This is a genomic window from Mycobacterium sp. NGS40, from assembly GCF_059812735.1.
Genome location: NZ_JCALDG010000017.1, coordinates 19,174 through 44,679 on the forward strand (window position 1 = coordinate 19,174; position 25,506 = coordinate 44,679).

Here is a 25,506-nt window from a genome sequence, read left to right on the forward strand (position 1 = left end):
TGTGGCAAGGCTGTGGCCGGCTGGTGACGCCCGACAGGACCGACGAACCGGCCCCCATGGTGTCACAGCCCGGCGATCGCCCCCCGCCCCGGCTTGCGCGGGGATGACGATCCCGGTCGCGCAACCGCAGGCGAAATCCGCCGCCGCGGGGACCCCACCCCTGGCTATCTTGACGCGCCCCCTCCAGCCCCACAAGTACCAACAACACCAATTGTCACTACCACGGTACCGGGTGCCGCTTGCCCGCCCTACGGCCCCGGCAACGGTGGAATCGAACCGTTACCCGTTTGCTGGTCGCGACGCACCGCGCCGAACTCAGCGGGGGCAACGCGGCGATGTCCACCTTGGCCAGGTGCGGTTTCTCTCCGAAGTCGAGCGCCGTTCACCGGAAAAATGCTGGGTGCACCGGCTGTTTCACAGAGGCTGTCAAGGCGGTGACGATCAGGTTGCGGCATACGGTCCGCCAAGCTGCTTGAATACTGGTGGAATCGGTGACGGAGCAGCTGTCGAGCGCAGCACGTCTCCCGACCGTAAAGGTGCCGCTACGCGCGGCAGGTGCGCGGGACAGCGAGCGCGCGAAAGGGTGCAAGAGATGGTGACGAGCGCATGACCGATGACGAGCCCCGCTCCAGCGACGCGCCCAAACCGGCACCACGTCCTGGACCGCGACCGGGTCCCCGCCCGGGGCCGACACCGCGACCCAGCGCCCACCCGGTCGTGTTGCCACCGGCCGGCAATCCGCATCAGTACGGACGCGTCGACGACGACGGGACGGTCTGGCTGGTCAGCTCGGCCGGCGAACGCATCATCGGCTCCTGGCAGGCCGGCGACCGTGAGGCCGCATTCGCCCACTTCGGCAGGCGATTCGAGGACCTGAGCACCGAGGTCACGCTGATGGAGGAACGGCTGGCCTCCGGAAGCGGCGATGCCCGCAAGATCAAGGCCAACGCGGCCGCGCTGGCCGAGACGTTGCCGACGGCCTCGGTGCTGGGCGACATCGACGCGCTCGCCGGCCGGCTGACCATTCTGGTGGAGAACGCCGAGGCGTCGGTCGCCGCCGAACGCTCCCGCCGCGACGAGCATCGAGCCGCGCAGACCGCCCGCAAGGAGGCGCTGGCCGCCGAGGCCGAGGATCTGGCCGCCAACTCGACGCACTGGAAGGTCGCCGGGGACCGGATGCGCGAGATTCTCGATGAGTGGAAGACGATCACCGGACTGGATCGCAAGGTCGACGACGCGCTGTGGAAGCGCTATTCGGCCGCGCGCGAAGCGTTCAACCGGAGGCGGGGCTCGCACTTCGCCGAGTTGGACCGCGAGCGTGCGGGCGTGCGGCAATCCAAGGAGCGGCTGTGCGAGCGAGCCGAGGAGCTGTCCGATTCGACGGACTGGGCCGCGACGAGCGCCGAATTCCGCAAGCTGCTGACCGAGTGGAAATCGGCGGGACGCGCGACCCGTGAGATCGACGACGCACTGTGGAAGCGCTTCAAGGCTGCCCAGGATGCCTTCTTCTCCGCCCGCAATGCCGTGACAGCGGAGAAGGATCAGGAGTTCCGTGCCAACGCCACCGCCAAGGAGGCGCTGCTGGCCGAGGCCGAGAAGATCGACACCAGCAACCACGAAGCGGCCCGGGCGGCATTGCGGTCGATCGCCGACAAGTGGGACGCGATCGGCAAGGTGCCCCGGGAACGGTCAGCCGACCTGGAGCGGCGGCTGCGTGCCGTCGAGAAGAAGGTCCGCGACGCCGGCGAATCGAATCGGTCTGACCCCGAAGCGCAGGCACGCGCCGAGCAGTTCGCCACCCGCGCCGAGCATTACGAGCAGCAGGCCCGCAAGGCGGCCGCGGCCGGCCGGACCAAGGAAGCCGAAGAGGCACAAGCCAACGCCGAACAATGGCGGCAGTGGGCGCAAGCGGCCGCCGAGGCGCTGACCCGCAGGTCCTAGCGCCCGGCCGCCTGGTCCGGCGGTGCCTGGACGTCGGGACCGTCGGGGACGTCCGGGTCGCCCAGGCTCTCCAGCAGCGTCCTGGACTGTTGCTCGGCGCTGATCCGGCGCCGCTGCTCCTCGGCCGTGAGCTGCACGACCGTGCGCGACCACACCACGCGGGCCCAGTGGAACGTCAACAGGATCACCGTGATCCACGCGACCCACAGCCCGATCCCCGGACCGGGATGACCGGCGGCCGCGGTCTGGCGCGACCACACCGCCAACAGCCCGGTCGCGCTGGCTATCGACGAGCCCGCCAGTGCGATCCAGGCCAGCGCCCAGCGGCGGGTCAGCAATGCCAGCATCGAGAACCCGACACCGAAAACCAATGTGAACCAGAGGAATACCTTGGACGGCAGCGACAATGCGGCCGCACCGGCGCCGTGGCTGCTGAACAGTACATCCCAGCCGCGGACCTGGCCGGTATGCGGCAAGATGAACGACCCGAGCAGCACGAACACCAGGATGGCGACGATCAATGCCCTTGGGCCGGGGTCGATTTCGCGTGCAACTCGGCGTTCTGCGGCCTCGATCTCGGCGCGCAGCGCATCAAAGTCCGTGTGTTCTTTCGTCATCGGGCACATCCCTGAGTTTCGACTGTTTGCATTGCCGGCCCCATGCCGGGCATGCCCAAACCGACGCCGCTCGGGCGCCGTCCGGCGGCGTGCGCGTCACCGGCCCGGGTGCGGCGGTGGGTCAGGATGCCGGCGTCGGCGATCAGGTGGTGCGGCGCGGCCTCGGTGACCGCCGTGGTGATGATGTCTCCGGGGCGCACCGGGGTGTCGGCAGTGAAGTGCACCAGCCGGCCGTCGCGCGCGCGCCCGGTCATGCGGGCGGTGCGCGCATCCTTGCGGCCTTCGCCGGTCGCGACCAGCAATTCGACCTGCTGGCCGATCAGTTCGCGGTTGCCCTCCAGTGAAATTTGCTCCTGTAGTTCGATCAGCCGCATATAGCGTTCCTGCACAACGTCTTTCGGCAGCTGCCGAAATTCGGCGGCGGGTGTTCCGGGCCGTTTTGAGTACTGGAAGGTGAACGCGGCCGCGAACCGGGCCTGGCGCACGACGTCGAGAGTGGCCGCGAAGTCCTCCTCGGTTTCGCCGGGGAATCCGACGATCAGGTCGGTGGTGATGGCCGCGTGTGGCATCGCCGTCCGCACGCGGTCGATGATGCCGAGGTAGCGCTCGGCGCGATACGAGCGCCGCATCGCCCGCAGCATCCGGTCCGACCCCGACTGCAACGGCATGTGCAGTGCCGGGCACACGTTGGGCGTCTGGGCCATTGCATCGATGACGTCGTCGGTGAACTCGGCCGGGTGCGGGGAGGTGAACCGTACGCGTTCCAGTCCGTCGATGTCCCCGCAGGCCCGCAGCAGCTCGGCGAAGGCGCCGCGGTTGCGGGGCACAGCGGCATCGGCGAACGAGACACCGTATGCGTTGACGTTCTGCCCGAGCAGCGTGACTTCCAGCACGCCATCGGCCACCAACGATCGCACTTCGGCGAGAATGTCGGCCGGGCTGCGGTCCACCTCCTTGCCGCGCAGCGACGGGACGATGCAGAACGTGCAGCTGTTGTTGCAGCCGACGGAGATGGAAACCCAAGCAGCATAGGCGGATTCGCGGGCGCTCGGCAGCGACGATGGAAATTCCTGCAGCGCCTCGACGATCTCCACCTGGGCGACCTTGTTATGCCGGGCCCGCTCCAACAGGGTGGGCAGCGACCCGATGTTGTGCGTGCCGAAGACCACATCGACCCAGGGCGCCTTGCGCAGCAGTGAGTCTCGGTCTTTCTGGGCCAGGCAGCCACCGACGGCGATCTGGAAGTCGGGGTTGTCGCGTTTGCGCGGGGCGAGGTGGCTGATGTTGCCGTACAGCTTGTTGTCGGCGTTTTCGCGCACCGCGCAGGTGTTGAAGACCACCACATCGGCGTCGGCGCCCTCGTCGGCACGCTGGTAACCGGCGGCCTCGAGCAGACCCGCCAACCGCTCGGAGTCATGGACGTTCATCTGGCAGCCGTAGGTGCGCACCTGGTAGGTGCGCGCCCCCGAGACATCTCGGGCCACGGTCGAAGTCACGGGGCCATGGTACGGCGACCGGGCCCTATGCCATGAACCCCCAGCTAGACGCGGCGGCGTTCCCGCTCGGCGTTCAACTCGGCGAGGACAACTTCGCAGGCCAGGTTCTGGCCATAGCCGCGGCGAGCCAGCATGCCCACCAGCCGGCGGGTGATCCGCGCGTCGTCCCCGCTCAGCGTTTCCCGCCGCAGCTTGGCCCGCACCAGTTCTTCGGCCCGGCTTCGCTCGGCACCGGCGTCGATCCCGGCCAGTGCGGTGTTGATGACCTCTTTGTCGACGCCCTTGGTGTGCAGCTCGGCGGCCAACGCGCGCCTGCTTTTCCCCGCGTGAGCGTGCCGGGACCGCACCCATTGCTCGGCGAAGTCCCGGTCGTCCACCAGCCCGACGGCGGCGAGCCGGTCGAGCACCCGCGCACTGACGTCACCGGGATATCCCCGTTTGGCTAGCTGGCCGGACAATTCGGCCCGGGTGCGCGACCTCGCGGTGAGCAGGCGCAGGCACAGCGCCCGCGCCTGCTCCTCGCGGGCCGGCTCAGAAATCGACGGGGGCGGGGAGGACGTCGTCATCGGTCAGCACCGCGCCAATGCCCAATTTTTCCTTGATCTTCTTCTCGATCTCGTTGGCGATATCGCCGTTCTCCACCAGGAAGTTGCGGACGTTCTCCTTGCCCTGGCCGAGCTGCTCGCCCTCATAGGTGAACCAGGAACCGGACTTGCGGATGAAGCCCTGATCCACACCCATGTCGATCAGCGACCCCTCCCTGCTGATGCCGCGGCCGTAAAGGATGTCGAACTCGGCCTGCTTGAACGGGGGCGACACCTTGTTCTTGACGACCTTGACCCGGGTGCGGTTACCGACCGCATCGGTGCCGTCCTTGAGTGTCTCGATCCGGCGCACATCCAGGCGCACCGACGCGTAGAACTTCAAAGCCTTTCCACCCGTGGTGGTTTCGGGGCTGCCGAACATCACCCCGATCTTCTCGCGGAGCTGGTTGATGAAGATCGCGGTGGTCCCCGAATTGTTCAGTGCGCCAGTCATTTTCCGCAGCGCCTGGCTCATCAGCCGGGCCTGCAGCCCGACGTGGCTGTCACCCATCTCGCCCTCGAGTTCCGCGCGCGGCACCAATGCGGCCACCGAGTCGATGACCAGAATGTCCAGGGCGCCGGAGCGGATCAGCATGTCGGCGATCTCGAGGGCCTGCTCACCGGTGTCAGGCTGGCTGACCAGCAAGGAATCAGTGTCGACGCCGAGTTTCCTGGCGTAATCCGGGTCCAGGGCGTGCTCGGCGTCGATGAACGCCGCGACACCCCCGGCGGCCTGGGCATTGGCCACCGCGTGCAGGGCGACGGTCGTCTTACCCGAAGATTCCGGGCCGTAGATCTCCACGACCCGGCCGCGTGGCAGGCCGCCGATGCCCAGGGCCACGTCCAATGCGATGGATCCGGTCGGAATGACCGAGATCGGCTGACGCTGCTCGTCGCCGAGACGCATCACCGAGCCTTTGCCGTAGCTCTTCTCGATCTGGGCCATCGCCAGTTCGAGAGCCTTCTCACGGTCGGGCGCTTGCGCCATGGTGCTCTCCTATAGTCGGTGTTCTTCTGACCGGTATCGGTCGGTTGGCCGTGACACTAGAGATGGCCACCGACAAGTCGTCTTCTTCGAGTGATCCCCACAGTAGACGAACACCTGTTCGATTCAAGTTCGACACGCCGTGGCGGCCGCGTGTGGCAATATCGGCTACCGACAGTGCGCCGACGGGCCTGCATGACGAGGAAACCGGTGCGAATCCGGTGCGGTCCCGCCACTGTGATCGGGCACATTGCGACCCGAGAGCCAGATACTCACCGCCGGCGCTTCCTCACGAGACGCTGGGGCGGATCTCCCCAGAGAGGCTGGTTGCGCACGCATGGATATCTCCGGTGAGCTTGCCGAAATATCTTCCTATAAAGGGTTTTTCGCATTGACCGTGGGCGGCGGCGCCGCAGGATGGCACCCGGTCCGCCAGGACTACGCCGACGGCTTTGCGGGTTTGATCGACACCACCGCCCAGCGATACCACACGACAGACCCGCGGATCGGCGCCTCCCTGGTCCACCTCGGCCACGCCACCCGGCTGTGGTCACCGGCGCTGGCCTGCGCGTTGGCCCACGGCGTCGTCCCGGACCTGCAGCACCTGGAACGTGCCGACGACGGGGCCCAGCTGCGCCTGCCCGAGCCCATCGGAGAGCCGGTCGAGGACAGCGCGGCCGAGTTGTATCGCCTTGTGGTGCAACACCATATGCAGCCGTTCGCGGCCGGCCTGCGGGTAAAACTGGCGCCCGCCCTGCTGGCGGGCAACATCGCGTCCGCACTCGTCGGCGCATCGCGGGCGCTGCTCGCGGCCCGACCGGACCTGCGGGCACGGATCGTCGAGATCACCGCGTCCCTGCTCGACACCGGCGTGCTGTCCGGATCCGGCACCATCACCGGCTCACACCTGGGCTTCAGGCGCGACAGCTGCTGCCTGTTCTATCGCCTGCCCGGGCGATCGGTCTGCGGCGACTGCGTGTTTCGCCAGGCGCCGCGCTCGACCCGGCGTTGAGTGTGCGCTGGCGACGGCCAGTGTGCGCACAGGGCGCCGTAGCCGCACACTCGACGGGAGGCCCGGCGAGCGAAAAGCTCACCATTGCTCGCGGGGCACGTCGAAGTCGGCGCACAATGCCCGCCAGACGTCGCGGGGTTCGATGCCGTCCTCGATCGCCTGGGCGGCGGTCCGGCCGTCGAAACCCGGCAGCACGTGATCTACCAGAACCGATGCGCCGTAGGCAGCACCGAATCGCAGCACCACCCGCTCGTTGAACTCCGTCAGCCGCACGCCAGCCAACATACCGAGCCCGGCTACTTCGCGAGCGCCAGCGCTTGGTGGCACACCCGAACCGGGTCGGCGACGCGGTGGATACCGGAGGCGGCGGTGCGTGCGGCATCGCGGTAGCCCGGCGTGGACAACACGTCGTTGACCGCGTCGGCCAGGGCATCGGCGGTCAGTGGCCGAATCAGTCGCGCGCTCCCCTGCCGCTGCACCCGGTTGGCGATCTCCCACTGATCCCCGCCGCCGGGAACCACCACCAGCGGTACCCCGGCCAGCAGCGTCTTGGCGACCATGCCGTGGCCGCCGCCGCAGATCACGACGTCGGCGTGGGAGAGCAGCTCGTCCTGACGACCCAGCCCCACGACCGCCCACGGCGGCACCGTCAGGTCCGGTCCGTTCAACCGCGACACCAGCAGGCGCGAGCCCGCCGGCAACGTCTCCCCCGGCGTCAGGCACCCCAGCGCGACTTCGGCCAGCCCCTCGGTCCCGATCAAGGCCGTCGACGGCGCGATGACGATCACCGGCCCGGACTCGGCCGGCACCTCGAGGATGCGATCGGTCGGCTCGAAGTGCAGCGGCCCGACGACCACGGCCTCGGCCGGCCAGTCCGGACGGGACACCTCGAGTGCGGGCAGCGTGGCGATCAGCCGTCGCAGCGGACCGGGATCGCGCGCCGGCAATCCGATCTCGGTGCGCGCCATCTCGCGCTGCTGCAGACCCGTGCGCACCGAGCGCGCCGTCAGCGCCCGCATCGCGGCGTCGCGCAACCGGCCGCGAATGCCGGTACCCGGCGCCAGCCCGCTGCCGATCGGCGGCAACCCGCGAGACGGCAGGTACAGCGGGTGCGGGTTCAGCTCGATCCACGGGATCCCGAGCAGCTCGGCGGCCATGCCGCCGCCGGCGGTGATGACGTCGGACACCACCAGGTCGGGCGCCAGCTCGCGCAGGGCCGGAACATTGAGCACCGCCATTCGCGCCGCGCGCCGGTGGATTCGGGCCCCGGCGTCGACGTCTTCGTCGGTCGCGGCCAGCCCGTCGAGCGCGAGCGCCTCGATGCCGACGTCGCGGGCGGCTTGCAGCCATTCCTCGCCGGTGAACAGGGTCGGCTCGTCGCCCGCGTCCCGGAAGCGCTGACACAACGCGATCGCGGGAAACGAGTGCCCGGGATCCGGCCCGGCGACCACGGCGACTCGCACCGCCTTACCCTGCCACAGCGCCCCACGGAGGCGCGCCTACGCTGGCACCATGACCGAGCTGACTGGAACAGCCGTCGCGAACACGCGCACGGTCGAGACTTTTCTGAACGCCCTGATGGACGCGGACTTCGACACCGCGGATGCCTCGCTGGACGACAACCTCGTCTACGAAAACGTCGGATTGCCGACGATCCACGGGCGTGCCCGCGCCATGAAGCTGTTCCGGCGAATGGACGGCCGCGCGGGGTTCGAGGTGAAGATTCACCGCATTGCCGCCGACGGTGCCGCGGTGCTCACCGAGCGCAGCGATGCACTGATCCTGGGCCCGCTCCGGCTGCAGTTCTGGGTGTGCGGCGTGTTCGAGGTCCACAACGGACGTATCACGTTGTGGCGGGACTACTTTGACTTCTTCGACATGACCAAGGCGTTGCTGCGCGGGGTGGCCGCGCTGGTGCTGCCGTCGCTCCGAGCGTCGTTCTAGCGTCGCGGTAACCCGCCGAGTTCGTCGAACGCCTGCGCCCAGCCGGTCAGGCGGTCGGTAGCCTCTGCCAGCTCGGCCCGGTAGCGCTGGTGTGCATCGGCCAGCCCATCACCGTTCGCCGAGGAAACCAATTGCGCAGCGGCGGTGACCATTTCGTTGTACTGCCGGACGCCGGCGCCCAGCTGCGCGGTGAACGCGTTGATGCTGGGCACCAGATACGCGCGCGACGATTCCGAGTTGTGCGCCGCGCGCTCCATCGACACCACCTCCGCGGCGGTCGAGGCCATTGCCGCCGAGGTCCTGTTCGCCGCCGCGGTCAAGTCGCTGATCTCGTCCGACGGCAACATGGCGCCTCGCTCGATGACGCCCAACAGCGAGAAGAACCCGCGCTCGGAGGCGCCCAGCGCATACATCGCGGGTCGCGCCGCGGAGCCGGCTGGCGGCAGCCGGCGAGCATTGGCGGGCCGGCTGACCGGCAGCGGCTCGGCCTTCAGCCAGTGGTAGCGAAAGAACAGCAGCGTCGCGGGAATCGTCTCGAGCACCGCGATCCCGCCGGTGACCTGCAGCAGTAATACGAACCAGCCCCACCACGCCAGCACGGCCGTGACCAAACCCCAGAACACGCTGCCGATGGTGAAGATCCAGGCCCAGCGCAGGGCACGACGGCGGCGGCGCAGCAGCCGCGCTCGCGGGTCGGCCGCCGCGCTGATCTTCTGGGCGACGAAGCCGGTCAGGTCGGCGGCGGTCTCCAGCCCCTGCTGCAGCAGTGCGCGCCAAAGCCCGCGCTGCGTTGCCTTCACCGCCATCTCACACCGGCCGGCTACTGGCCGAAGGGTTTCTCGGCCACCTGTCCGCCGGCGCCCTCGGCCGGCGCGGGGGTGGCCGGCGTGGCTCCGGGAGCCGCCGCGGTTCCACCCGTCGGCAGGGCCTCGCCACGCATCGACGCCCGAATTTGCTCGAGCCGCGAGTGACCCGCCATCTCGACGCTGGCCTGCTGGACCTCGAGCATGCGGCCCTGCACCGAATTCTGGGCGAGCTCGGCCGAGCCGATCGCGTTGGCGTAGCGCCGTTCGATCTTGTCGCGGACCTCGTCAAGGCTCGGTGTGTTGCCCGGTGCGGCGATCTCGCTCATCGACCGCAGCGACGCGCTGACCTGCTCCTGCATCTTCGCCTGCTCGAGCTGGCTGAGCAGCTTGGTGCGCTCGGCGATCTTCTGCTGCAACACCATGGCGTTGCGCTCGACCGCCTTCTTGGCCTGCGCCGCCGCACCCAAGGCCTGATCGTGCAACGTCTTGAGGTCTTCCACGCTCTGCTCGGCGGTGACCAGCTGAGCCGCGAACGCCTCGGCGGCGTTGGTGTACTCGGCGGCCTTGGCGGCGTCTCCGCCGGCGGTGGCCTGGTCGGCCAGCGTCAGCGCCTGGCGCACGTTGACTTGGAGCTTCTCGATGTCGGCCAGTTGCCGGTTGAGCCGCATCTCCAGCTGGCGCTGGTTGCCGATCACCTGCGCGGCTTGCTGGGTCAGCGCCTGATGGGTGCGCTGGGCTTCCTCGATGGCCTGCTGAATCTGGATCTTGGGGTCGGCGTGCTCGTCAATTTTCGCGTTGAACAGCGCCATGACGTATTTCCACGCTTTGACGAACGGATTGGCCATGAGTTAGCTCCACCTTCGTTTCCGTGTGCCGGAGGACCCCTGCTGAGCCCTGGCGATCACCCTGCCGCTCAATTTAACGGGTTGGAGCCGTTCGCCCCACCCTCAGGCCACCGCGAGCGACGCTACCTGCGGGATGACGACCTTCGTGGTGGCGTCGATGGTGGACGCACTGGCCTCGGCGGTCTGCGCGGCCGCGGCGCGTTCCTCGTCCGCCATTCGCTCACCGGCGTCGGTGAGCACCGTCGACAGCGGGACGTCCAGCGCGTCGCAGATGGCGTTCAGCAGCTCGCTGGAGGCCTCCTTGCGGCCACGCTCCACCTCGGAGAGATAGCCGAGGCTCACCCGCGCGGTGTCCGAAACCTCGCGCAGCGTCCGTCCCTGGGTCGTTCGGGCCAGGCGCAGCACCTCGCCGATGACCTCGCGCACCAATGGCGACATCCTGCTCTCCTTCGTCCGGCAAAGCTGCTTCATCAGGTCAACGCCGGCAGCCGCCGTCTAGGTTCCCGTCCGCCGCACTTCCTTGACGGTCGACGCCACGTAGTCGATCCCGGTGACCACGGTCAGCACGATCGCGGCTCCCATCACCACCGACGCGCCGACCAGGAACGGTCCCGACAGCGGCAGCACGAACAACCCGATCGCCACCGCTTGCACAAAAGTCTTCAGTTTCCCGCCCCAGCTGGCCGGAATGACGCCGCGGCGAATCACGGCCAGTCGCAACAGCGTCACGCCGATCTCGCGGGCCAGGATCAGCACGGTCACCCACCAGGGCAGGTCGCCGAGCATCGACAGTCCGACCAGCGCCGACCCGATCAGCATCTTGTCGGCGATCGGATCGACGAACGCGCCGAATTCGGTCGCCATGCCGTAGTTACGGGCCAGCAGTCCGTCCAGCCGGTCGGTGATACACGCCACCGCGAACACCACGAAAGCCACGATCCGTGCCACGGTTTCGTGGCCGCCACCGGCGAACAAAGCGAGCAGGAAGATCGGAACCAGTACCAGCCGCACCAGCGTGAGGACATTGGCCAGGTTGGCGATGCTGACGCGTCCCGCCACCGGTCCTGTCTGCGGCTGCCCCGACACGGCATCAGAATAACGGTTGACCAGTACAGCCGCCCCCGATGTCAATACTGTTACCCGTGACCGAACGTTCTCGGGATAACCAGACAGTGGTCGTCCGGCGCGCGCGAACATCCGACGTCCCCACGATCAAGCACCTCGTCGACACCTATGCGGGCAAGATCCTGCTGGAAAAGGCCCTGGTGACGCTGTACGAGGCCGTCCAGGAGTTCTGGGTGGCCGAGCTGGACGGCAAGGTGGTCGGCTGCGGGGCGTTGCACGTGTTCTGGTCGGACCTCGGCGAAATCCGCACCGTCGCGGTCGACCCCGCCGCGACGGGTCATGGTGTCGGCCACGCGATCGTCCAGTGCCTGCTCGACGTCGCGCGCGAGCTGCAGCTGGAGCGGATCTTCGTGCTGACCTTCGAAACCGAGTTCTTCGGCAGGCACGGGTTCACCGAGATCGAGGGCACGCCGGTCACCGCCGAGGTGTTCGAGGAGATGTGCCGCTCCTACGACATCGGTGTCGCGGAGTTCCTGGACCTGAGCTACGTCAAGCCCAACATCCTGGGCAACACCCGGATGCTGCTGCTGCTCTAGCCGGGGCTAGTCGCCATCGTCGTCGCCGCCGTCGGCGTTCGCCCCGCCGCGGATCAGCGCCAGCGTTCCGGCCAGCTCGTCGGGCTTGACCAGCACCTCGCGCGCCTTGGATCCCTCGCTGGGCCCGACGATGCCGCGGGTCTCCATCAGATCCATCAGCCGGCCGGCCTTGGCGAAGCCGACGCGCAGTTTGCGCTGCAACATCGAAGTCGAGCCGAACTGGCTGGACACCACGAGCTCGACGGCCTGCAGGAAGACGTCCATGTCGTCGCCGATGTCGGGGTCGACGTCGGTGCGCTCCGCGGTGGGCTTGGCGGTGGTGACGCCCTCGGTGTATTCGGGTTCGGCCTGGTCCTTGCAGGCGTTGACGACGGCGTGGATCTCCTCGTCGGTGATGTAGGCCCCCTGCAGCCGCAGCGGCTTGTTGGCGCCCATCGGCAGGAACAGCCCGTCGCCCATCCCGATCAGCTTCTCGGCGCCCTGCTGGTCCAGGATCACTCGGCTGTCGGTCAGCGACGACGTCGCGAACGCCAGTCGCGAGGGCACGTTGGTCTTGATCAGGCCGGTGACGACGTCGACGGACGGGCGCTGGGTGGCCAGCACCAGGTGGATGCCGGCGGCACGGGCCTTCTGAGTGATCCGCACGATCGCGTCCTCGACGTCGCGCGGTGCGGTCATCATCAGGTCGGCCAGCTCGTCGACGATCGCGACGACATACGGGTACGGCCGGTACTCACGCTGGCTGCCCAGCGGCGCGGTGATCGCGCCGGAGCGAACCTTGGCGTTGAAGTCGTCGATGTGACGCACCCGCGAGGCCTGCATGTCCTGGTAACGCTGCTCCATCTCCTCGACCAGCCAGGCCAGCGCGGCGGCGGCCTTCTTCGGCTGCGTGATGATCGGCGTGATCAAGTGCGGAATGCCTTCGTACGGCGTCAGTTCCACCATCTTCGGGTCGATCAGGATCATCCTGACCTCCTCCGGCGTGGCCCGCGTCAGCAACGACACCAGCATCGAGTTGACGAAGCTGGACTTACCGGAACCGGTGGACCCGGCCACCAGCAGGTGCGGCATCTTGGCCAGGTTGGCCGAGATCATCTCGCCCTCGATGTCCTTGCCCAGCCCGATCACCAGCGGGTGGTGGTCGCGGCGGGTGGACGGATCGGTGAGCACGTCGGCCAGCCGCACCATCTCCCGGTCGGTGTTGGGCACCTCGATGCCGACGGCGGACTTGCCGGGGATCGGCGCCAGCATGCGAACGCTCTCGGTGGCCACGGCGTAGGCGATGTTCTTCTGCAGCGCGGTGATCTTCTCGACCTTGACACCCGGCCCCAGCTCCACCTCGTAGCGGGTGACCGTCGGACCGCGGGTGCAGCCGGTGACGGCCGCATCGACCTTGAACTGGGTCAGCACCTCACCGATGGCCTCGGCCATCTGGGTGTTGGCCGCGCTGCGCTTCTTCGGCGGGTCACCGGCGACCAGCAGCTCCATCGAGGGCAGCGTGTACGGGCCTTCGACCACCCGATCCAGCACTTGGGTGTCCAGCTTCTTGGCGGCACGCCGGCGGCTCTTGGCTTCCCCGGCTTTCAGCGCGGGTTCTGGAACCGTCGGCGTTTCGTCCGGCAACGGGTCGTCGAGAACGACCGGGGGCTTGCCGGCCGACGGCCACGCCTTCGGCTCCTCGTCGGGCGCGCCGTCGTCGTTGTAGCCGTCGGAGAAGCCTTCGTGCGCGTCGTCGTCGGCGTAGTCGTAGTCGTTGTCGTCCTCATCGGCGTACAGGTCATCGACGAACGGGGTGCCCACCCAGGCCCGCACCATCTCGGGCAGCTCGCGCAAGGTGGTGCCGGTCAGCAACAGCAGCCCGAACAGTGCGCCGATGAACAACAGCGGCGCGGCGATCCAGGGTGTCAGCCCGTCGGCCAGCGGTCCGCCGATCGCGAAGCCGACGAATCCTGCTGCACGGCGGCGCAATTCGGGATCACCCGGCGAACCCGACCACAGGTGGCGCAGGCCGAGCAGCGAAAAGCTGATCATGCTCGCGCCCAGGATCAGCCGCGGCCGCGCCTCGGGGTTGGGCTGGGTGCGCATCAGCACGATCGCCACCACGCCGAGCACGGCCGGCAGCGCCAGGACGCCGGCACCGATGAACGTGCGCAGCACCTGGTCGACCCACGCGCCGATCGGCCGCGCGGCGTTGAACCACGAGCTCGCGGCGATCACGACGGCAAAGGCGAGCAGTACCAGCGCGATTCCGTCGCGACGATGTCCGGGATCGATGTCGCGGGCGCGCCCGATCGACCGCGCCGCACCCCCGGTGCCGCGCGCCGCCATCAGCCAGGTGGCTCGCATCGCGCGCCCGCCGGTCACCCCGGCGGCGACGAGCAGCGACCGGTGGTGCCGCTTGGCCGGCCGGCGCACCGTCTTGGCGGCCTTCTTGCGGGCAGGTGCCGGTCGCGCACTTCGAGACCCGCTGGAGCGCGAAGTGGCCTTTGACCTGCTCGTTCGGGTTCCTGAGCGGGCAGCGGTCTTACTAGCCATGGGGTCTAGCCTAGTCGCATCAGCCCCATATTCACCATCTGCCACACGGGTCACAAACCCGTGTCGATTCGGTCGCCAACGCGCCACAGCATCCCGAAGCGGCCGCCAGGGCGCAAACCGCGGCCTTCTCCTGCTGGGTGGGCGCAGCCTGGCATCCGCCACTGTCGCCTGAGTAGGGTGACAACGATCCCCTAAGTCACCCCTCAAGGAGCTCCGTATGCCCGTCGTCGTCGTCGCCACCTTGACCGTCAAGCCCGAATCGGTTGACACCGTCCGCGACATCCTCAAGACCGCGGCCGAGGAGGTGCACGCTGAACCCGGCTGTCAGCTGTATGCGGTGCACGAGTCGGGTGAGACCTTCGTGTTCGTCGAGCAGTGGGCCGACGAAGAGGCGCTGAAGGTGCACAGCACCGCGCCCGCGGTGGGCAAGATGTTCGCCGCGGCCGGAGAGCACCTCGCCGGGGCGCCCGACATCAAGATGCTGCAGCCGGTCCCCGCGGGCGACGCGGATAAGGGACAACTGCGGCGGTGACCGCTCCCGGCCCGCTGCAGGGAAAGGTCGCGCTGATCACCGGCGCGGCCCGCGGCCAGGGCCGTGCGCACGCGGTGCGACTGGCCACCGACGGCGCCGACGTGATCGCGGTCGACATCTGCGCGCCGATCGCCAGCGTGCCCTATGCCCTGGCCACACCGGAGGACCTGGCGGCCACCGTCAAACTCGTCGAAGACACCGGCGCCCGAATCGTGGCCAAGCAGGCCGATGTGCGTGACCGCGCGGCGCTTTCGGCCGCCGTGCAGGCCGGTATCGACGAGCTCGGCCGTCTCGACATCGTGGTGGCCAACGCCGGTATCGCGCCGATGCAATCCGGTGACGACGGCTGGCGCGATGTCATCGACGTCAACCTGACCGGTGTCTACAACACGATCAAGGCTGCGATACCGACCATGGTGGCCCAGGGTGACGGTGGCTCGATCGTGCTGATCAGCTCGGCGGCCGGACTGGCCGGCGTCGGCAGCCCGGACGCCGGTTCCGTCGGTTACGCCGCCGCCAAGCACGGCGTGGTGGGGTTGATGCGGATATACGCGAATTTGCTTGCGAGGGAGATGATTCGGGTCAACTCGATTCACCCCTCCGGTGTGGAGACGCCGATGATCAACAACGAGTTCACCCGGGAATGGCTGGCCAAGATGGCCGCCGCGACCGACGCGCCCGCGGCGATGGGAAACGCCATGCCGGTGGAGACGCTGGACGCCGAGGACATCGCCAACGCGGTGGCCTGGCTGGTGTCCGACCAGGCGCGCTACATCACCGGCGTGACGTTGCCGGTCGACGCGGGCTTCTTGAACAAGTAGCCGACATGGCGCGAAACCCCGCTGCGCAGACCGCTTTCGGCCCCATGGTGCTGGCCGCCGTCGAGCAGAACGAACCGGTCGGGCGCCGGTTGGTCGACGACGACCTCGCGGATCTGTTCCTGCCGGCTCCATTGCGCTGGCTGGTCGCCACGACCCGGGCGACGCCGATCCGCCGCCTGATGATTCGTGCATCCGAATACAGCGGGCCCGGATTGTGGGCAAACCTGGCCTGCCGCAAGCGATTCATCGCCGACAAGATCACCGAGGCCCTCGACGACATCGATGCGGTGGTCATCCTCGGCGCCGGACTGGACACCCGCGCCTACCTGCTGAACCGGCGGGTCCGGATGCCGGTCTTCGAAGTGGACCTGCCGGTCAACATCGCCCGCAAGGCCAAGACACTGCGGCGGGTGCTGGGCGGTCCGCCGCTCTCGGTTCGCTTGGTGGCCTTGGATTTTGAGCGCGACGACCTGCTCACCGCCCTGGCCGAGCACGGCTATCGCACCGACTACCGGGCCTTCTTCGTCTGTGAAGGCGTGACGCAGTACCTCACCGAGGAGGGGGTGCGTCGAACGCTGGACGGACTGCGGGCCGCGGCTTCGGGCAGCCGGCTGGTGTTCACCTACGTCCGCCGCGACTTCATCGACGGGACGAACCGCTACGGCACCCGCACGTTGTACCGCACCGTGCGCCAGCGCAAACAGCTGTGGCATTTCGGCTTGGAGCCCGACGAGGTCGCCGACTTCATCGGCGAATACGGCTGGCGGCTGGTCGAGCAGGCCGGGCCGGACGAACTGGTCGCGCGTTACGTCGCACCCACCGGTCGCAAACTCAAAGCGTCACAACTGGAATGGTCGGCCTACGCCGAGAAGGTCTAACTCATTTGTTACGGCCGTAGCGGGCAGCGAACACTTCCGCGCGAGCCGCGTCCGCCTGATCCTGCGTCGTCAGGCCGAGGCCGTTCTCCATGAACTCCCGTACCACCTCGGAGCCGTCTGACCCCAATTCGCGCATGGTTTCCGCCAGGGAGTCCCCGCCCAACAAGTACGCCTGCTGGCCCGCCAGCGCCTGTCGGCGCGCCAGGTCGGCAATGATGAGTATCTCCTCGGCGAGCTCGGCTTCACTCATGCTCGTCACCTTCGCCGAAAGCGCGACACGCCCCGTTGTGCCGTCCAGCAGTGCCGATACGGACACGGTCTCCGGGGGGTTGATCACCGTGTACATGCCGACAGCGCCCTGGCCGGCTTGCGCGGTCGGTAGCGGGGCGACGGCGTCCAGCGCGGTTTCGGTGTCGTCGGGCCCGGGGCCGGTTGGCTCGGGCACGTACGTGTCCAGCGCAGCATCGGACTGCTCGACAACGTCGTCGTGGCTTGCGTGAGCCGGATAATCCAGAAAGGCCAGCTCGTCTGACTCCGCGTCCGAGGCGGGCTTGTCTTCGACGAAATCCAATGCGGCCAGCGGATCTTGGTCGTCGTACTGCGGCATGGCCCCTTCTTCCTGAAATCGCTGCGCTGCCAGCGCAATGAGCACCCGTGCGGAAACGTCAGCGGTACCGATATTCCGCAAACTGCGCCGCGAGGCTGTTGCTCATGGCCTCGTCGGTGTTTTGGTAAGCGTTCTTGGCGGTCTGCAACTTCTGGGCGAGCGCAGCCGCGGTCTTGCTGACGGCTTCCGCCGTCTTAGCGCGGGCGGCCGAAGCTTTGGTGAAGGCGACATTGGACGCCCCGCTGATGACGCCGTGGGTGACCCATACCGCGTCCCGCAGATTGGAGCCCGTAGCTCCCGCCCTCAGCGCCTGGGCTGCCGCGGATTCCTGGGCGGTCGCCAGCGCGACGATGTGTTGTGGTGTGGCGTCCAGCTTCTTGTCCATGGGCTCACTCCTTTGATTCTCTGTCTATCAGCGGCAACGACTCGGCTCCGCTTCACCCGGTCTTGGCGGCCACGCTTGACACCGGCCCGACAAACCCGGCAGCGACGTACGCATCAAGGTTCCCTAGGACCAGAGCGGGCAGGTTCTCGCTTGCCTCACCGGCACGTGCTCCGTCCGGGCCCAGAGCCGCTTCGCCCGGTCGACTCTTGCTCTGCTGGGCAGGCTGAGCGAGAAGCTGTGCCCTGGCGCGGCTGAACAGCTCCGCGTGGGGAGTCAGCTGGCTGGCCACCGACGCGGCCGACCCCGACCTCGAAGCCAGCTGAACCAGAGTGGGCATGGTGGCCGTCGCCGCAGCCGGTGCGCCGTGCTCGCGCGCCTTCGGCGTGGCAGGCGTCGCGATGCCGACCGTGGCAGCCACACCCTGCTGAGCCACGTGTCGCCCTTCCCCCCGGCCCGCATCCGAAGCGGTCACCGGATGACCGCCGACGGCCGAAACACCTTGCCCGCCTGCCGGATTGAAGTGCGGTACGGTGGACGATTTGGACTGTGGAATCGGCGTCGGCGGGGCCGAACGCTGACTGAGCGGCGTAGGGGCCAGCTCCGCATATCTGTTGGCCAAAGCGTTCGCGCCTTGGGCGCGCTGCACCGAATAGCCGAGCACGGTGGACAGGAAACCGAGCGAGGCCGCAATGGCAGCCACCGCAACTGAAATCGCGAACGCCATCGCCAACGAGGGGCCGACCGGCGCAGGCACCAACATGGTGATGGCCAGTTCGGTGACCAGAGCACCGAGCAGGGTGGCTTTCAATGCACCGAAGGCCAACCGCATTTGGGCGACCAGTTCGGCATGCTCCTTGGTCAGGGCCGCCAACTCGAGATCAAGCTGGGCCAGCTTCGCTGCGATGTCCGCCAGATTCCTGTTGACCTCGGCATAGGCTTCGGAAGCCGCGCCTGTCCAGTCGGCACCGGGGAGGGCGGACTGCAGTTCGGTGGCGAGTGCCTGGAATTCTTCCGACCCGCTTTCGACGCTGTTTCCCTCGTAGGGATATCCGAATCCGGTCGTCAGCGAAAGAAGTTCCACGATGGTGATCGTCCACGAGATGATGCTCATCCCCTGTGCATACCGCGCTGCTCCCGCCGACCCGCCCATCTTGGCCATCATCGCCTCGCGCCCGAGATGGGACGAATGTTGAAAGACCTTGCCCACGAACCCATCTGCGGCGGGAACGACCACCACCCCGAGACCGGTCGCAGCAATGCCGGTACCCGTCGCGGCCTTCGCCATCGTGCTCGGTGTCGGGTTGCTCCAACCGGTGGAATCCAGGCCGAGGGTTGCGGCCTGTCCGCCCACCGAGCCCAGATTGGCGAGGACCTGCGCGACTGCCGAGAACACGGACATCGGTGTTGGTTCCCCCTACGTTCACCCTCGGTGCCCCGCGCCGCCGAGTTTTGCCGAACAACCTAACCCGAGCCCCGCGATGTCGTGTCCGAATAGCAAACAGTTAACTGGCTCTTTGCAAGGCGTGCACCAGAACTCGGGCCACAGTCTCGGGTGGCCGGAAACACCTGCAGGCAGCGGACGAGCCGATCTACACTGCGGAGCGACCGGAGACCAAGCCAGTAAGGACACCATGACCGACGATGTGCACCCCGAGGTCGCCGATGCGCTGCGGCAGGCCCACCAGTTTCAGTCGGCCCTCGACAACCAGGTGCATCGAACGGCCACGAATAGCGTTACCGCCACCGACGAAGCCAAGAGCGTCGAGGTAACGCTGGACGGACATCGTTGGCTATCCGGACTCTACATCGAAGAAGGCCTGCTCAGGCTCGGCGCCGAGACGGTCCAGCAGCGCGTGAACGAGGCGCTGTGCAATGCCGTGGCCGCGGCGACCGCGGCCGACGCCGCCGACGGCGAGCGTTTCGTCGAATCACTGGCCGCAATAGCCGGCTCGCTCAAGAACAGTTTCGGGCTGAACTAACCAGACCATCTCTGCCGCAACGTTTTCCGCCGACAAGCACGAGTCTCCTTGCTACGGAAATGTCCCACTGCGCTTCGACGTGATCAGCGATCCAGGAGCTGTCGGTCGATGCTCTTGCCCGCTTCGTCGTCGGCGCTTCCGTAAACGGCCTTCGCGGTGCGCAGCTTGCCGGCGAGCCCGGTCGACGCCTTGCTCATCGCGTCGGCCGTCTTCTTGCGCGCGGCGGCGGCTTTGGTGAAGGCCACGTTGGATGTCCCGCTGATGACGCCGTGGGTGACCCATACGGCGACTTCTACATTGGAGCCCGCAGACCCCGCGGTCTTGGCCTGAGTACTGGCCTGGTCTTGCTTGGTCGCCAAATTGTCGAGGTGTTCTGGTGTGACGGCTAGATCAGTCATGGTTACTTCTCCTTGAATACTGCTGAATCACATTGGTCCGCAACGAATTACACGCTGCGCTGGAATGGGCTCGGCACCTCCGCCGGTGCGGCGGCCGCCGGCGCCGCCCCGATCGGTGCGCGCTCGGTCCCATAGCCACCCGCACCGTCGTCGGCGCGGACCTCGTTGACGGGTGCAGCGGCCTCTTCGTGCGGGTCTTCTTGGGCGAGGCTGCGCACCTGCGCCTTGGCCTGGTTGACCAGGCTTTCAGGCTGGGACACCCGGCCGGACAGGTTCGTGCCGGACATTGCGGCGGCCTGAACCAGCGTGGGCATGGTGCCGGTAGGCGCATAAGCCGGTGCCGCGGGCGCCGCCGGTGTCGTGGGCGCAGCCGGTGCCGCGGCGTCTTGCCGCAGGCGCCGCTCCGGGCGATCGTTGGCCACCGGCGGTGCGACTCCCGGCGCGCCGGCGAAGACGGAATTTGCGGACAGATTGGCCGAGATGGTCTCGAAGTTCGACATCGCCGAGTTGGACTGGCGGGCGACGGCCACCTGTGCCTGAGCCACCGTATTGTTTTGAACGATTCCCGCGACCAGCGCCGCGTAGCGCTCGGCCAAGGCATCGGCCTTTTTGCCGTTCTCGATCGAATAGCCGAGCAACGTCCCCAGGAAGCTCACGGCGGCCGCAATCCCCAAACTCGCAACCGTGATCGCGAAGATCTTCGCCACGGCGGGCCCGACCGGCGCCGGCACCGCCATCGTGAGAATCAACTCGATGATCAGGGCCGTGGTGAGCAGACCGTTCAATATGCTGAAAGCCAATTGCATATGGGTGACCCACTCGCCCTGGTTTTTCACCAGAGCCGCCAGCTGGGTGTCCAGGTCGGCCATTTGCTGCGCCGCTGTCTGCAGCGCCGCGTCCAGGTCGGCATAGGCTTGCGACGCATCGCCCTGCCACTCGGTGTCGGGAAGTGCGGACTTCAGCTGCCCGGCGAGCGAAGTGAATTGTTGCGAACCGGTTTGCAGGGCAGCGCCGTCATACGGCGTCCCGAATCCGGTCGTCAGCTGCAAAAGCTGGACGGTGGTGATGGTCCAGGAGATGATGCTGGCCGCTTTGGCGAAGTCGTTGACGCCCTTTTGTCCGCCCATCCGGTTCTGCAGCTGGATCAGTTCAGCCTGAGACATGTTCTTGATGGACCGAGACATCATCTTGCCGCCGATGGCGGCCCCGATCGACCCAAGGTCGGCCGCGGTGTTGGTGGCTGTCGTCGCGTAGCCTTCAGCGCCCGGCGTTGAGCCGCTCCAGCCACTGAAATCGAGGCCCAGGCCGGCGCCCTGCTGACCCAGGTTGGCCAGGCTGGCGATGCACCTGGCGGCAGAAGCAAAGATAGACATCGGAGATTCCCTTCGTTCGAACGTTGCACCTAGGCAACAGTTGCGCATACGCAACGTAACACGGCATTTGACGCCATCCGCGCACCAATTTTTTGCGCACTAATGGCATATGAAAATTGGATTCACTCAAAAAACACTGCCTAAACAAATGCATTCGTGGCGGGTAATTCGCTTTAAACTTGAGGAGATACTGGACCGAAAACATCACCAGTTCAGCCCCCAAAAATACTGTTCCTGACAAGGGAAGGACGGCGCTGATGACCGCCCAAATACACCCGCAGGTCGCCGAGGCGCTGGCGCAAGCCCAGCAATTTCAGTCGATCATCGACGACCATATCCATCGAACGAACACCGCTACCGTTACGGTCAGCGACGAAACCCAAACCGTCGAAGTGACCGTGGACAGGCACCTGGTATTGACCGGCCTCACCATCGAGCCGGGACTGCTCAGGCTGGGCTCCGAGGCCGTCGAGCAGCGCATCAACGACGCGCTGCACAGAGCAGAGGCCGCCGCCACCGCGGCCGGCGACGCCGACGACGAGCGCCTGGTCGCGTCACTCGCCGAAGTTACCGGCTCGCTGAACAGCATTTTGGGCTTGACCTGAACAGGCTGACCAGGCACCGAAAAGTACTGCGCCAAAATATATTTCGCGAAACGGCGTCACACTTCGATGACGGTCGGAACGATCATCGGCTGGCGGCGATAGGTTTCGCCCACCCACTTGCCGACGGCGCGCCGTACGCCTTGCGCGATCCGGATCGGGTCGGTGACGTTGTCGGCGACCAGCGCTTCGAGTTCTTCGGTCACCTTGCGCACCGCGGGCTCGAGCGCCTTGGGATCCTCGGAGAATCCGCGTGAGTGCAGGTGCGGCGTCGTCACCGGTCGCCCGGTGCCGCGGGTCACCACCACAGTCACCGCGACGAAGCCCTCGGACAGAATCAGCCGCTCGCCCAGAGTGATGTCGCCGACGTCGCCGGTGATCAGCCCGTCGACAAACATCTTGCCGACCGGCACCGCACCGGCGATCGACGCCCTCCCGCCGACCAGATCGACGCTCACACCGTTCTCGGCCAACAGGATTGACTCCTCCGGCACCCCGGTGGAGGCGGCCAGCTTGGCGTTGGCGCGCAACATGCGCCAGGTGCCGTGCACGGGCATCACATTGCGGGGCCGCACCCCGTTGTAGAGGAAGAGCAATTCGCCGGCGTAGGCATGGCCCGAAACATGCACCCGGGCTTGGGCGTTGGTGACCACTCGGGCACCGACCTTGGCCAGCGCGTCGATCACGCCGTAAACGGCCTCCTCGTTGCCCGGGATCAGCGACGACGACAGCACGACCAGATCCCCCGCGGTCAGGGTGATACTGCGATGCTCGCCGCGCGACATCCGGGACAACGCGGCCATCGGCTCACCCTGGGTGCCCGTGGTGATCAGCACCACCCGCTCCGGCGCCATCATCTCGGCCGCCCCGATGTCGATCAGGTCGGAGTCGTCGACCCGCAGGAACCCCAGGTCCCGGGCGATGCTCATGTTGCGCACCATCGAGCGCCCGACGAACGACACTCGCCGGCCCAAAGCCACTGCGGCATCGATGATCTGCTGCACTCGGTCGACATTGGAGGCGAAGCAAGCCACGATCACGCGGCCTTCGGCGCCGCGGATCAGGCGGTGCAGCGTCGGGCCCACCTCGCTCTCCGACGGCCCGACCCCGGGGATCTCGGAGTTGGTCGAGTCACACAGGAACAGATCCACACCGGCGCCGCCGAGCCGCGACATGCCGGGGAGGTCGGTGGGCCGGCCGTCCAGCGGCAGTTGGTCGAGCTTGATGTCGCCGGTGTGCAGAACCGTTCCCGCGCCGGTGTACACCGCGATGGCCAGTGCGTCCGGGATGGAGTGATTGACCGCGAAGTATTCGCACTCGAACACGCCATGGCGGCTGCTCTGTCCCTCTTTGACTTCGACGAACACCGGCTTGATCCGATGCTCGCGGCACTTCGCGGCCACCATCGCCAGGGTGAACTTGGAGCCGACGACCGGGATGTCGGGCCGCAGCCGCAGCAGGAATGGGATCGCCCCGATGTGGTCCTCGTGCGCATGGGTCAGGACCAGCGCCTCGATGTCGTCGAGCCGGTCTTCGATGTGGCGCAGGTCGGGCAGGATCAGGTCGACGCCGGGCTCGTCGTGGGTGGGAAACATCACCCCGCAGTCGATGATCAGCAGCCGGCCCAGATGCTCGAAAACCGTCATGTTGCGCCCGATTTCGCCGATGCCCCCGAGCGCGGTCACCCGCAACCCACCTGTGGTCAACGGACCTGGCGGGCTGAGGTCTACATCCACTTTCTAAGCCACCCCTTGGGTCACCGAAGTACCGAGGCCGCACGCATGTCGGCGGCCAGCGCGTCGATCTGCTCGGGCGTCGCGGGCACCTGCGGCAACCGGGGATCGCCGACGTCGATGCCCTGCAGGCGCAGACCCGCCTTGGACAGCGTCACTCCGCCCAGGCGGCTCATCGCGTTGCACAGCGGCGCTACCGCGACGTTGATCTTGCGGGCAGTCGCGATGTCTCCGGAACCGAAGGCGGACAACAACTCCCGAAGCTGGCTCGGGGCGAGGTGAGAAATCACGCTGATGAAGCCCGTCGCGCCCATCGCCAGCCAGGGCAGGTTGAGCGCGTCGTCTCCGGAGTAGTAGGCCAACCCGGTTTCGGCGATGATCTGGCCGCCGCTGTGCAGATCGGCTTTGGCGTCCTTGATCCCGACGATGTTCGGGTGTGACGCCAGCACGCGGATCGTGTCGGGTTCGATCGGGACCACCGACCGCGGCGGGATGTCATACAGCAGCACCGGCAGGTCCGTGGCGTCGGCGACGGCGGTGAAGTGCGCGATCAGCCCGCGCTGCGGCGGCCGCGAGTAGTACGGCGTGACCACCAGCAGTCCGTGTGCGCCCTCGGCCGCGCTGGCCTTGGCCAGCTTGATGCTGTGCGCGGTGTCGTAGGTGCCCGCCCCGGCGATGACACGCGCCCGGTCTCCCACGGCTTCGAGGACCACGCGCAGCAGTTCGAGCTTCTCGTCGTCGGTGGTGGTGGGCGATTCACCAGTGGTTCCCGAGACGACCAACCCGTCGCAACCGGCGTCCACCAGGTGGTTTGCCACGCGCGCCGCCGCGGCGGTGTCGAGGGAACCGTCGGGGCCGAACGGCGTCACCATTGCGGTCAGCAAGGTTCCCAGACGCGCGGGGGCATCGAATCCGACAGAACTCACGGGTCCAAGATTACCTGGCGGTGCCAACCCGATTTCGCCGCCGCGCGGCTCAGGCTTCGGTGCGCGAGCCGGCGCAGTCGGCTCAGGCTTCGGTGGCCAGCGGACTGGTTGCGACCTCGGTGCCATCGGCCAGGGTGGAGATCTCGAAATCGGCGAACACCGCCGGCGCGACGTCGATGAGCTGACGCAGGCATTCGATGGCCAGCCGCCGGATCTCCACGTCGGCATGCTCGCTGGCACGCATGGCGACGAAGTGCCGCCAGGCGCGGTAATTCCCGGTCACGACGATGCGGGTTTCGGTGGCGTTCGGCAGCACCGCGCGGGCCGCCTGGCGCGCTTGCTTGCGGCGCAGCACCGCATTGGGCTGATCCGCGAACTTGGCCTCGAGCTTGGCCAGCAGCTCGGTGTAGGTGGCGCGGCTGGCGTCAGCGGCCGCGGCCAGGATCTCGCGCAGTTCGGGGTCGTCTTCCATGCCCGGCGGCACCACGATCTGCGACTCCGTCTCCGGGACATAGCGCTGCGAAAGCTGCGAGTAGGAGAAATGGCGGTGCCGGATCAGTTCGTGCGTGCACGACCGCGAGATGCCGGTGATGTAGAACGACACCGTCGCGTGCTCGAGCACCGAAAAGTGGCCGACGTCGATGATGTGTTTGATGTAACCGGCATTGGTGGCGGTCTTGGGGTTGGGTTTCGACCAGCTCTGGTAGCAGGCGCGCCCGGCGAACTCGACCAGCGCGGACCCGCCGTCGGCGTCGGTGGTCCACGGCACGTCGGGCGGCGCCAAGAACTCGGTCTTGGCGATCAGTTGCACGCGCAGCGGCGCGGTCTCGGCCACGGCGCTCACCC

Annotated in this window: 28 protein-coding genes and 1 riboswitch; of the genes, 9 read left to right on the forward strand and 19 right to left on the reverse strand. The window is 67.4% G+C overall.

What is annotated here, in order from left to right:
* Positions 1–606: 606 nt before the first annotated feature.
* Positions 607–1,941 (forward strand): DUF349 domain-containing protein, encoded by a 1,335-nt coding sequence (locus AC5Y5O_RS23085; protein WP_096286356.1) that lies wholly within the window; start codon positions 607–609, stop codon positions 1,939–1,941.
* Here the strand turns inward: AC5Y5O_RS23085 and AC5Y5O_RS23090 are convergent.
* The 4 genes from AC5Y5O_RS23090 to recA are packed head-to-tail and all read right to left on the reverse strand — an operon-like array spanning position 1,938 to position 5,626.
* Entirely contained in the window at positions 1,938–2,558 is a 621-nt protein-coding gene (locus AC5Y5O_RS23090) for an Rv2732c family membrane protein (protein WP_423790869.1), read from the reverse strand. The two genes, AC5Y5O_RS23085 and AC5Y5O_RS23090, sit on opposite strands and share 4 nt — an antisense overlap.
* Positions 2,555–4,054, reverse strand: a complete 1,500-nt coding sequence (gene miaB, locus AC5Y5O_RS23095; RefSeq protein ID WP_096286352.1) for a tRNA (N6-isopentenyl adenosine(37)-C2)-methylthiotransferase MiaB — start codon at positions 4,052–4,054, stop codon at positions 2,555–2,557. The genes AC5Y5O_RS23090 and miaB overlap by 4 nt, the downstream gene beginning before the upstream one ends.
* 44 nt (positions 4,055–4,098) lie before the next feature.
* Positions 4,099–4,620, reverse strand: coding sequence for a recombination regulator RecX (gene recX, locus AC5Y5O_RS23100; RefSeq protein WP_096286350.1), 522 nt, complete (start codon positions 4,618–4,620; stop codon positions 4,099–4,101).
* On the reverse strand, positions 4,586–5,626 hold the full coding sequence (recA, locus tag AC5Y5O_RS23105; RefSeq protein WP_096286348.1) for a recombinase RecA: 1,041 nt from the start codon (positions 5,624–5,626) through the stop codon (positions 4,586–4,588). Before recA ends, recX begins: the two co-directional genes overlap by 35 nt.
* Before the next feature lie 155 nt (positions 5,627–5,781).
* Positions 5,782–5,917, forward strand: a riboswitch (cobalamin riboswitch).
* A 43-nt stretch (positions 5,918–5,960) separates the two neighbouring features.
* On the opposite strand from recA, the gene AC5Y5O_RS23110 reads away from it, so the two are divergent.
* Positions 5,961–6,635 carry a (2Fe-2S)-binding protein gene (locus AC5Y5O_RS23110; RefSeq protein WP_096286346.1) on the forward strand — a complete coding sequence of 225 codons (675 nt, stop codon included), beginning with the start codon at positions 5,961–5,963 and terminating at the stop codon, positions 6,633–6,635.
* Positions 6,636–6,713: 78 nt separating this feature from the next.
* Here AC5Y5O_RS23110 and AC5Y5O_RS23115 read toward each other — a convergent pair whose 3' ends face one another.
* Together AC5Y5O_RS23115 and AC5Y5O_RS23120 are read right to left on the reverse strand one after the other, a co-directional pair.
* The gene (locus tag AC5Y5O_RS23115; RefSeq protein WP_423790868.1) at positions 6,714–6,908 is read right to left on the reverse strand and encodes a DUF3046 domain-containing protein; all 195 of its coding nucleotides are present in this window, start codon (positions 6,906–6,908) and stop codon (positions 6,714–6,716) included.
* Between the two features lie 23 nt (positions 6,909–6,931).
* Positions 6,932–8,098 carry a glycosyltransferase gene (locus AC5Y5O_RS23120; protein WP_096286342.1) on the reverse strand — a complete coding sequence of 389 codons (1,167 nt, stop codon included), beginning with the start codon at positions 8,096–8,098 and terminating at the stop codon, positions 6,932–6,934.
* Positions 8,099–8,147: 49 nt separating this feature from the next.
* On the opposite strand from AC5Y5O_RS23120, the gene AC5Y5O_RS23125 reads away from it, so the two are divergent.
* Entirely contained in the window at positions 8,148–8,579 is a 432-nt protein-coding gene (locus AC5Y5O_RS23125) for a limonene-1,2-epoxide hydrolase (protein ID WP_096286340.1), read from the forward strand.
* On the opposite strand, the gene pspM is transcribed toward AC5Y5O_RS23125, so the two are convergent.
* The 4 genes from pspM to pgsA all read right to left on the reverse strand — a co-directional run bounded on the left by pspM (position 8,576) and on the right by pgsA (position 11,316).
* The gene (gene pspM, locus AC5Y5O_RS23130) at positions 8,576–9,385 is read right to left on the reverse strand and encodes a phage shock envelope stress response protein PspM (protein WP_500027634.1); all 810 of its coding nucleotides are present in this window, start codon (positions 9,383–9,385) and stop codon (positions 8,576–8,578) included. The genes AC5Y5O_RS23125 and pspM overlap by 4 nt on opposite strands.
* A gap of 14 nt (positions 9,386–9,399) precedes the next feature.
* On the reverse strand, positions 9,400–10,230 hold the full coding sequence (gene pspA / locus AC5Y5O_RS23135; protein ID WP_096286338.1) for a phage shock protein PspA: 831 nt from the start codon (positions 10,228–10,230) through the stop codon (positions 9,400–9,402).
* A gap of 102 nt (positions 10,231–10,332) precedes the next feature.
* Complete coding sequence (gene clgR, locus AC5Y5O_RS23140) at positions 10,333–10,668, reverse strand: transcriptional regulator ClgR (protein ID WP_096286336.1); 336 nt, start codon at positions 10,666–10,668, stop codon at positions 10,333–10,335.
* A 57-nt stretch (positions 10,669–10,725) separates the two neighbouring features.
* Entirely contained in the window at positions 10,726–11,316 is a 591-nt protein-coding gene (pgsA, locus tag AC5Y5O_RS23145) for a CDP-diacylglycerol--glycerol-3-phosphate 3-phosphatidyltransferase (protein WP_500027636.1), read from the reverse strand.
* A gap of 56 nt (positions 11,317–11,372) precedes the next feature.
* Here pgsA and AC5Y5O_RS23150 point away from each other — a divergent pair, with 56 nt between their 5' ends.
* A complete protein-coding gene (locus AC5Y5O_RS23150) occupies positions 11,373–11,891 on the forward strand; it encodes an amino-acid N-acetyltransferase (protein WP_207768497.1) in 519 nt (172 codons plus the stop codon).
* A 6-nt stretch (positions 11,892–11,897) separates the two neighbouring features.
* Here the strand turns inward: AC5Y5O_RS23150 and AC5Y5O_RS23155 are convergent, their stop codons facing one another.
* The gene (locus AC5Y5O_RS23155) at positions 11,898–14,426 is read right to left on the reverse strand and encodes an FtsK/SpoIIIE family DNA translocase (RefSeq protein WP_500027639.1); all 2,529 of its coding nucleotides are present in this window, start codon (positions 14,424–14,426) and stop codon (positions 11,898–11,900) included.
* A 217-nt stretch (positions 14,427–14,643) separates the two neighbouring features.
* Here AC5Y5O_RS23155 and AC5Y5O_RS23160 point away from each other — a divergent pair, with 217 nt between their 5' ends.
* Genes AC5Y5O_RS23160 through AC5Y5O_RS23170 form a run of 3 tightly spaced genes read left to right on the forward strand, consistent with a single transcriptional unit; the run spans position 14,644 to position 16,657 of the window.
* A complete protein-coding gene (locus AC5Y5O_RS23160) occupies positions 14,644–14,958 on the forward strand; it encodes a putative quinol monooxygenase (protein ID WP_096286330.1) in 315 nt (104 codons plus the stop codon).
* Positions 14,955–15,779 carry a mycofactocin-coupled SDR family oxidoreductase gene (locus tag AC5Y5O_RS23165; RefSeq protein ID WP_096286328.1) on the forward strand — a complete coding sequence of 275 codons (825 nt, stop codon included), beginning with the start codon at positions 14,955–14,957 and terminating at the stop codon, positions 15,777–15,779. The genes AC5Y5O_RS23160 and AC5Y5O_RS23165 overlap by 4 nt, the downstream gene beginning before the upstream one ends.
* A 5-nt stretch (positions 15,780–15,784) precedes the next feature.
* The gene (locus AC5Y5O_RS23170) at positions 15,785–16,657 is read left to right on the forward strand and encodes an SAM-dependent methyltransferase (RefSeq protein WP_500027642.1); all 873 of its coding nucleotides are present in this window, start codon (positions 15,785–15,787) and stop codon (positions 16,655–16,657) included.
* 1 nt (position 16,658) lies between these two features.
* Here AC5Y5O_RS23170 and AC5Y5O_RS23175 read toward each other — a convergent pair whose 3' ends face one another.
* The 3 genes from AC5Y5O_RS23175 to AC5Y5O_RS23185 are packed head-to-tail and all read right to left on the reverse strand — an operon-like array spanning position 16,659 to position 19,048.
* Entirely contained in the window at positions 16,659–17,309 is a 651-nt protein-coding gene (locus tag AC5Y5O_RS23175) for a hypothetical protein (RefSeq protein ID WP_096286324.1), read from the reverse strand.
* A gap of 13 nt (positions 17,310–17,322) precedes the next feature.
* Positions 17,323–17,649, reverse strand: coding sequence for a type VII secretion target (locus tag AC5Y5O_RS23180; RefSeq protein ID WP_096286322.1), 327 nt, complete (start codon positions 17,647–17,649; stop codon positions 17,323–17,325).
* Between the two features lie 52 nt (positions 17,650–17,701).
* The gene (locus tag AC5Y5O_RS23185) at positions 17,702–19,048 is read right to left on the reverse strand and encodes an EspA/EspE family type VII secretion system effector (protein ID WP_500027643.1); all 1,347 of its coding nucleotides are present in this window, start codon (positions 19,046–19,048) and stop codon (positions 17,702–17,704) included.
* 232 nt (positions 19,049–19,280) lie between these two features.
* On the opposite strand from AC5Y5O_RS23185, the gene AC5Y5O_RS23190 reads away from it, so the two are divergent.
* On the forward strand, positions 19,281–19,628 hold the full coding sequence (locus AC5Y5O_RS23190) for a YbaB/EbfC family nucleoid-associated protein (RefSeq protein WP_096286318.1): 348 nt from the start codon (positions 19,281–19,283) through the stop codon (positions 19,626–19,628).
* Positions 19,629–19,711: 83 nt separating this feature from the next.
* On the opposite strand, the gene AC5Y5O_RS23195 is transcribed toward AC5Y5O_RS23190, so the two are convergent.
* Together AC5Y5O_RS23195 and AC5Y5O_RS23200 are read right to left on the reverse strand one after the other, a co-directional pair.
* Positions 19,712–20,026, reverse strand: coding sequence for a type VII secretion target (locus AC5Y5O_RS23195; RefSeq protein ID WP_096286316.1), 315 nt, complete (start codon positions 20,024–20,026; stop codon positions 19,712–19,714).
* Between the two features lie 47 nt (positions 20,027–20,073).
* On the reverse strand, positions 20,074–21,399 hold the full coding sequence (locus AC5Y5O_RS23200; RefSeq protein ID WP_096286314.1) for an EspA/EspE family type VII secretion system effector: 1,326 nt from the start codon (positions 21,397–21,399) through the stop codon (positions 20,074–20,076).
* Positions 21,400–21,656: 257 nt separating this feature from the next.
* Here AC5Y5O_RS23200 and AC5Y5O_RS23205 point away from each other — a divergent pair, with 257 nt between their 5' ends.
* Entirely contained in the window at positions 21,657–22,004 is a 348-nt protein-coding gene (locus AC5Y5O_RS23205; protein WP_096286312.1) for a YbaB/EbfC family nucleoid-associated protein, read from the forward strand.
* Positions 22,005–22,060: 56 nt separating this feature from the next.
* On the opposite strand, the gene AC5Y5O_RS23210 is transcribed toward AC5Y5O_RS23205, so the two are convergent.
* From AC5Y5O_RS23210 to thyX, 3 genes are all read right to left on the reverse strand, one after another.
* Positions 22,061–23,737: a ribonuclease J gene (locus AC5Y5O_RS23210; RefSeq protein WP_096286310.1), complete on the reverse strand. Its 1,677-nt coding sequence runs from the start codon at positions 23,735–23,737 to the stop codon at positions 22,061–22,063.
* Between the two features lie 20 nt (positions 23,738–23,757).
* Positions 23,758–24,660 (reverse strand): 4-hydroxy-tetrahydrodipicolinate synthase, encoded by a 903-nt coding sequence (dapA, locus tag AC5Y5O_RS23215; protein ID WP_096286308.1) that lies wholly within the window; start codon positions 24,658–24,660, stop codon positions 23,758–23,760.
* 82 nt (positions 24,661–24,742) lie between these two features.
* Positions 24,743–25,495 carry an FAD-dependent thymidylate synthase gene (thyX, locus tag AC5Y5O_RS23220; protein ID WP_096286306.1) on the reverse strand — a complete coding sequence of 251 codons (753 nt, stop codon included), beginning with the start codon at positions 25,493–25,495 and terminating at the stop codon, positions 24,743–24,745.
* Positions 25,496–25,506 lie beyond the last annotated feature (11 nt).

Bases quoted from the DNA above. Each gene is read 5' to 3' on its own strand.
- AC5Y5O_RS23085 (WP_096286356.1), top strand. From the start codon at position 607: ATGACCGATGACGAGCCCCGCTCCAGCGACGCGCCCAAACCGGCACCA.
- AC5Y5O_RS23090 (WP_423790869.1), bottom strand. From the start codon at position 2,558: ATGACGAAAGAACACACGGACTTTGATGCGCTGCGCGCCGAGATCGAG.
- recX (WP_096286350.1), bottom strand. From the start codon at position 4,620: ATGACGACGTCCTCCCCGCCCCCGTCGATTTCTGAGCCGGCCCGCGAG.
- recA (WP_096286348.1), bottom strand. From the start codon at position 5,626: ATGGCGCAAGCGCCCGACCGTGAGAAGGCTCTCGAACTGGCGATGGCC.
- AC5Y5O_RS23110 (WP_096286346.1), top strand. From the start codon at position 5,961: ATGGATATCTCCGGTGAGCTTGCCGAAATATCTTCCTATAAAGGGTTT.
- AC5Y5O_RS23125 (WP_096286340.1), top strand. From the start codon at position 8,148: ATGACCGAGCTGACTGGAACAGCCGTCGCGAACACGCGCACGGTCGAG.
- pspM (WP_500027634.1), bottom strand. From the start codon at position 9,385: ATGGCGGTGAAGGCAACGCAGCGCGGGCTTTGGCGCGCACTGCTGCAG.
- pspA (WP_096286338.1), bottom strand. From the start codon at position 10,230: ATGGCCAATCCGTTCGTCAAAGCGTGGAAATACGTCATGGCGCTGTTC.
- clgR (WP_096286336.1), bottom strand. From the start codon at position 10,668: ATGTCGCCATTGGTGCGCGAGGTCATCGGCGAGGTGCTGCGCCTGGCC.
- AC5Y5O_RS23155 (WP_500027639.1), bottom strand. From the start codon at position 14,426: ATGGCTAGTAAGACCGCTGCCCGCTCAGGAACCCGAACGAGCAGGTCA.
- AC5Y5O_RS23160 (WP_096286330.1), top strand. From the start codon at position 14,644: ATGCCCGTCGTCGTCGTCGCCACCTTGACCGTCAAGCCCGAATCGGTT.
- AC5Y5O_RS23170 (WP_500027642.1), top strand. From the start codon at position 15,785: ATGGCGCGAAACCCCGCTGCGCAGACCGCTTTCGGCCCCATGGTGCTG.
- AC5Y5O_RS23180 (WP_096286322.1), bottom strand. From the start codon at position 17,649: ATGGACAAGAAGCTGGACGCCACACCACAACACATCGTCGCGCTGGCG.
- AC5Y5O_RS23185 (WP_500027643.1), bottom strand. From the start codon at position 19,048: ATGTCCGTGTTCTCGGCAGTCGCGCAGGTCCTCGCCAATCTGGGCTCG.
- AC5Y5O_RS23190 (WP_096286318.1), top strand. From the start codon at position 19,281: ATGACCGACGATGTGCACCCCGAGGTCGCCGATGCGCTGCGGCAGGCC.
- AC5Y5O_RS23195 (WP_096286316.1), bottom strand. From the start codon at position 20,026: ATGACTGATCTAGCCGTCACACCAGAACACCTCGACAATTTGGCGACC.
- AC5Y5O_RS23200 (WP_096286314.1), bottom strand. From the start codon at position 21,399: ATGTCTATCTTTGCTTCTGCCGCCAGGTGCATCGCCAGCCTGGCCAAC.
- AC5Y5O_RS23205 (WP_096286312.1), top strand. From the start codon at position 21,657: ATGACCGCCCAAATACACCCGCAGGTCGCCGAGGCGCTGGCGCAAGCC.